Raw genomic sequence first — 6,038 nt, forward strand, 5'->3', positions numbered from 1 at the left:
CCAGCGACTCGGGCTCGTCCATCTCGCCGTCGCCCATGAAGGCCCAGACCTTGCGGCCTTCGGTGTTGGCCAGCCCGCGGCCCTGCAGGTACTTCAGGAAGCGCGCCTGGTAGATCGCCATCAGCGGTCCGAGGCCCATCGAGACAGTCGGGAACTGCCAGAAATCCGGCATCAGCCAGGGGTGCGGATAACTCGACAAGCCGCCGCCGCCGGTTTCCTGCCGGTACCTGAGCAGTTGCTCCTCCGACAGGCGCCCTTCGAGGAAGGCGCGGGCATAGATGCCGGGCGAGCTGTGGCCCTGGATGAACAGCAGGTCGCCGCCGTGCGTGTCGTTTGGCGCATGCCAGAAGTGGCCGAAACCGATGTCGTAGAGCGTCGCTGCCGACTGGAAGCTGGCGATATGGCCACCCAGCTCCGACGAGTCCTTGTTGTTGCGCAGGATGATCGCCATCGCGTTCCACCTGATGACCGAGCGGATGCGGTGCTCGATCTCTCGGTCCCCCGGGCTCTTCTCCTCGCGCTCAGGCGGGATCGTGTTCTTGTAGGCGGTGGTCAGCGACCGTGGCAGGTACAAACCGCTGCGGCGCGCTTCGTCGACCAGCCGGTTGACCAGTGCGTTCGCGCGGTCGGCGCCACGGTGCAGGTCCACCGCCCGCAGGGCATCGAGCCATTCGCCGGTTTCGGTGGCATCGGCGTCTTCGTGCATCGTCATGGAGACTCCTGGCTTCTTGGTCTGGGTGGTCAACTTGGTATGACCACACAAGCCAAACTGTACGCGCGTGCTGCTGCCACGCCATGCGGGTTGCCCCGCATGGCGGGAGCCTTTCAGAGCAATCGAAACGCGAGCACCGCCGTCAGCGTCGGCGGCAACGCAGCGATGAACAGGCCCAGCGGGTTGATGGCCTCGTCTTCGAACTGGCCGCGCAGGATCGAGAACCCAGCCGGGTTCGGCGCGTTGGCGATCACGGTCAGGCCGCCACCGGTCACCGCTCCGGCCACCAGCGCACGCTTGAACTCCTCGGACAGGCCCTCGACCTGCGAGCCGAGGTAGGTCAACGCCGCGTTGTCGGTGATCGCCGTCAGCGCCGTGGCGCCGAAGTAGACGGTGTCCACCGACATGCCGCGCAGCAGCGACTCCATCCACCACTGCTGCTGTCCGCCGAGCACGATCAGCCCGGCGAGGAAGAAGGCCACTAACAACCCTTCACGCAGAATCAACCGGTCCTGGTGCTGCGGGTAGGCCGTAGCGAAGCCCATGAAGAACAGGAACAGCCCCATGAAGATGGGCGGGTGGTGGGCGCCCAGGACGATGCCGCACAGGAACGCGAGGTGGACCAGCACCACCATGGCAGGTGGTTCGGCCTTGCTTCCGTCCTCGGTGCGGCCCTTCGGCAGGCCGCCAAGTTCTCTCGCGAAAACGAAGGCCGTGACGAGCGCGTTGGCCACGACCGCCAGCGCCGCCTTCCAGCCGAAGTGGCTGACCATGTACCAGAGATCCCAATTCCACTTGCTGGCCACCATCAGCACCGGAGGCGCGGCAAACGGGGTCAGCGTGCCGCCAATGGAGACGTTGACGAACAGCACGCCCAGCGTCGCATACTTGAGCTTGTTCGATACCGCAGCAGAGAACACGCGCTCGCGCAGCATCAGCGCCCCCAGGGTCATGGCGGCCGGCTCGGTGATGAGCGAGCCGAGCAGGGGCACGAGGGCCAGCGTCACGAAGTACACCGCCATGCCCCCGCGCAGCGGCACGAAGGCGCTGACCGCCTCCACCAGCCGGCGGGCTGCGTACAGCACCGCCCGGCTGCCGGCCACCACCATGATCGCGAAGACGAACATCGGCTCGGTGAAGTTGCGCTCCGCGAGGTAGTGCGTCGCGTGCGGCGCCCCCTGGCCGACGAAGATGACCACGATCAGCACCGCCGCCCAGAAGCCGAACACGATCTCCACTTCGCCCAGCAGGTGCCACAGGCCGGCATGACGCGGCTGGTGGTGCGCCAGCCGTTCGAAGAAGGATGCGGCGAAGGTGTGCAGCAAGGCGACGGCAAAGACCATCGCCGAGACCCATTGCAGGGTTTCGGTGCGCATGGCCGGCTCAGCCGCCGGGCGTCCCGTACATCTGCTTGGGCAGCCAGGTGATGATCTGCGGGAACATGATGCAGGCCGCCACCATCGCGATCTGCAGCAGCACGAAGGGGATCACGCCGACGTAGATGTCCTTGATCGTCACGCCCTTGGGCACCACGCCCTTCAGGTAGAAGAGCGAGAAGCCCACCGGCGGCGTCAGGAACGAGGTCTGCAGCATCACCGCGATCAGGATCAGGAACCAGGTCAGGTCGATCCCGGCCGCCTTCACCACCGGCGCGAGCAGCGGCAGGATGATGAGCACGATCTCGAACCAGTCGAGGAAGAAGCCGGCGACGAAGACAATCGCCAGCACCACCAGCACGAGTCCGGTCGGCGACAGGTTCATGCCCTTGAAGAGGGCCGACAGCAGTTCGTCTCCGCCGACCAGGCGCAGCACGTAGGCGAACACGGTGGCGCCGATGAAGATCGCGAAGATGAAGCTCGTCGTCAGCGTGGTCTCGATACCGACCTCGCGGATCACCTTCCAGTTGAGCTTGCCGTTGGCCGCCGCCAGCAGCATCGCGCCCGCGGCTCCGAGGCCGGACGCTTCGGTCGGCGTGGCGACGCCGAAGAAGATGGTACCCAGCACGAGCAGGATCAGGCCGAACGTCGGCACGGTGGACAGGGCTGCCTTCGCGACCTGGCCCACGGTCAGCTTCTCGGCATCGTGAGCTCGCGGTGGCACGAGGTCGGGCCGCACGAAGCCGACCACCATGATGTAGGCCATGTACAGCAGGCCCAGCGCGACGCCCGGGACCAGGGCCCCCATGAAGAGGTCACCCACTGAGGTGGACACCTGGTCGGCCATCAGCACCAGCATGATCGACGGCGGGATCAGGATGCCCAGCGTGCCCGACGCCGCCACCGTGCCCGAGGCGATGGCCTTCGAGTAGCGGTGCTCCAGCATGATGGGCATCGACAGCACCGCCAGCAGCACCACCGAGGCGCCGACGATGCCGGTGGAGGCGGCCAGAAGGATACCGATGAATACGACGGTGATCCCGAGCCCGCCGCGGATGCCGCCGAACACCTTGACGAAGTTGCGCATCATCGTGTCGGCGACGCCGGACTTGTCCAGCATCAGGCCCATGTAGACGAACATCGGCAGCGACACCAGGACCCAGTTCGACATGATCGAGTCGAAGCGGTCGATGACGCCTGAGAACTTGGCCCAGCTCGTCATCAGGAAGGTGTCGTAGCCCATGTCGCCGAGCGTGATGCCGATCGTCGCGAACAGCAGCGAGAGTCCGGCCAGCAGCCAGGCCACTGGGTAGCCCGTGAACAGGGCGAGGATGAAGACCACCATCAATCCGATGGCGATGTATTCATAGAACGGCATGTCGTGTCTCCTCGAGGCGTGCGGGTACGGCGGTCAGCGGCGGCCAAACAGGGCCACCCAGACGCGCGAGAGCCGCGACAAGCCGGCAAGGGCGAGCAGCACGAAGGCGGTGACGATGAACGACTTCAGGAACCAGCGATAGGGCAAGCCCCCCGGCGAGGCCGAGGTCTCGTTGAGCTGAAACGAACTCCAGAAGTACGGGACCGCGAACCAGATGACGAAGCCGCAGAAGGTCAGCAGCATCGTGACGATGCCGCCGAGCTCGATCCACAACCGTGTGCGCTGCGAGAAGCGCTCGGCGAGCACGTCGATCCGCACGTTGCGCTCCCGGATCTCGGTGAAGGAGATGCCGAGCATGAAGCCGATGGCGTAGAGGTGCCATTGCAGCTCCTCCATCGTGATCGAGCCCTTGTTGAAGGCGTAGCGCGCGACCACCTGGACGACGATCACCGCCACCAGCACGGTCCACAGCGCCGAGGCGATCTCGCCGAACCAGCCGATCACGCGGTCGGCGCCGCGCGAGAACCCTGTGACGGGCAACGCAATGCCCGACGGCCCGGCTTGGGCGCCGCTCTTCTCGGTGTTCATGTTGTCTCCTTCGCGGCCCGCGGCCTTCGGGCCGCGGCCGGTGCTCAGACCAGGGTCACTTGAAGTTGCGCGGCAGGTACCCGAAGTCGTGCCACTTGCGGTTCTTGTTCTGGAAGGCCGACATGCTGTCGTACACCTTCTTGAACATCGGGTCCTTGGCGGACTCCTCGGCCAACACCTCCTTGGAGGCTTTGGCAAACGCATCGAGCATCGGCTTGCCGAACTGGCGCAACTGCACGCCTTCCTTCTCGAACTTGGCGAGGATGTCGCCCTGCAGCGCTTCCGCCTTGGCGAGCGACATGATCACGCCGGCCGTGCAGGTGGTCTCGATCTGCGCCTGCGTCTGCGGCTTCAGTTTGGACCAGGCTGGGATGTTGACGTACAGGAACTGATTCGTCGAAGGCTGATGCCAGCCCGGCAGGTAGTAGTTCTTGGCGATCTTCTGGAAGCCGAGCTGGTCGTCCACCGTCGGCAGGGAGAACTCGGTGCCGTCGAGCACGCCCTTTTCGAGGGCCTGGAACAGCTCACCGCCCGGCAGCATCGTCACCGAGGCGCCGAGCTTCTGATAAATCTTGCCGCCCAGCGCCGCGGCGCGGAACTTCATGCCCTTCAGGTCTTCCGGCGTCTTGATCTCCTTCTTGAACCAGCCGGCGGCCTCGGGGCTGATCGAGCCGCAGAAGATCGGGTAGACGTTGTGGGGCTTGTAGGCTTCCTTCAGCAGCGCGTCGCCGCCGCCGAAGTACATCCACGCGGCGAACTGCGGCGTCTCCATGCCGAAAGGCAGAGCGCCGAAGATGGCGGAGACGGGCACCTTGCCCACCTCGTAGCCCATGAAGCTGTAGCCGGCTTCGACCTTGCCTGTGGAGACGGCGTCGAAGATGCCGAGTGCCGGCACCAGCTTGCCGGGTTCGAAGACCTGCAGGTTGATCGTCCCGCCCGAGACCTTCTTCAGTTGCTCGGACACCCACGGCATGGTGTCGCCCAACGCGGTGAGGTTGGCGCCGAAGGCCATCGGGATGCCCCAGCGCACATTCTCCTGCGCATGAGCGCCGAATGCCGCGAGGGCGAGTGCGGCCGTGGCCGCGAGGGGCTTGAGTCCTGAACGCATCGAAGTGCTCCGTGAAGGTCGGTGAGGAGGCGCGGTCCAGCTGGCCGCGGTGTTGTGGATTCATCGGGAACAGGTCAGTCAGTTGCGGGCACCATTGACGGTGATCAAGCCGGCCTGACTGGTTTATTGGTCTACTTGGTAATACCAAGCGGACCGGATACTATCCAGCCCTCGCCAGCAGTTCCATGCGGGTTCCCCCGCATGGCAGGTGCCGTTTACGCAGGAGCCCGCCGTGGCCAGCCAGCCGTCTTTCCGCGCCGTCCCGCACGTCCGCCGACCGCGCCTCTCGGACACGATCACGGACCAGATCGAGGACCTCATCGCCACCGGCAAGCTCAAGCCCGGCGACAGGCTACCGGCGGAGCGCGACCTCGCTCAGCAGCTCGACGTGTCGCGCCCATCGTTGCGCGAGGCGCTGCTGATCCTCGAAAGCCGCGGCCTGTTGCAGGCGCGCCGGGGCGGCGGCTTCAGCGTCACCGACGTCACCGCACCGACGATCACCGATCCGCTGGTGCACCTTCTTCAGCGCCACCCCGAGACCGTCGACGACATCCTCGAACTGCGCCACGGGCTGGAGTGCGTGGCAGCCGAGTTCGCCGCCTTGCGCGCCACCGAGGCCGACGACAAGCGGCTGCGCGACATCGTCGGCACGATGAAGCGCCGGCGCGGCCCGGTCGATTCGCTCGAGGACACCGATCGCGACGTCGACTTTCACATGGCTGTCGCCGAGGCCTCGCACAACGTCGCCCTGGTGCATGTGATGCGCGGCATCTTCAACCTGATGCGCATCAACATGCTGCGCTCCCGCGAAGCGCTGTGCCACCACGCCGAGAACGTGACGCTGCTCGACGAGCAGCACGCCCAGATCGCCAAGGC

General features: G+C 65.7%; 5 protein-coding genes and 1 pseudogene. 1 reads left to right on the forward strand and 5 read right to left on the reverse strand.

The annotated features are described in order from the left end of the window. The 5 genes and pseudogenes from aceE to QZV97_RS20145 form a co-directional block, all read right to left on the reverse strand. Nucleotides 1-712 (reverse strand): annotated as a pseudogene (aceE, locus tag QZV97_RS20125) (pyruvate dehydrogenase (acetyl-transferring), homodimeric type); the annotation flags it as partial. 113 nt (nt 713-825) lie between these two features. Continuing rightward, entirely contained in the window at nt 826-2,088 is a 1,263-nt protein-coding gene (locus QZV97_RS20130) for a putative Na+/H+ antiporter (protein WP_295647069.1), read from the reverse strand. A 7-nt stretch (nt 2,089-2,095) separates the two neighbouring features. Then, a complete protein-coding gene (locus QZV97_RS20135) occupies nt 2,096-3,466 on the reverse strand; it encodes a TRAP transporter large permease subunit (RefSeq protein ID WP_295647071.1) in 1,371 nt (456 codons plus the stop codon). Between the two features lie 33 nt (nt 3,467-3,499). Beyond that, nucleotides 3,500-4,054, reverse strand: coding sequence for a TRAP transporter small permease subunit (locus QZV97_RS20140; RefSeq protein WP_295647073.1), 555 nt, complete (start codon nt 4,052-4,054; stop codon nt 3,500-3,502). Between the two features lie 55 nt (nt 4,055-4,109). Further along, nucleotides 4,110-5,162: a TRAP transporter substrate-binding protein gene (locus tag QZV97_RS20145; protein WP_295647076.1), complete on the reverse strand. Its 1,053-nt coding sequence runs from the start codon at nt 5,160-5,162 to the stop codon at nt 4,110-4,112. Between the two features lie 232 nt (nt 5,163-5,394). On the opposite strand from QZV97_RS20145, the gene QZV97_RS20150 reads away from it, so the two are divergent. Then, a partial coding sequence (locus QZV97_RS20150; protein WP_295647079.1) for a GntR family transcriptional regulator occupies nt 5,395-6,038 on the forward strand: 644 nt, incomplete at its 3' end.

This window comes from uncultured Methylibium sp., assembly GCF_902826655.1.
In the GTDB taxonomy this organism is placed as follows: Bacteria; Pseudomonadota; Gammaproteobacteria; order Burkholderiales; family Burkholderiaceae_C; genus Methylibium.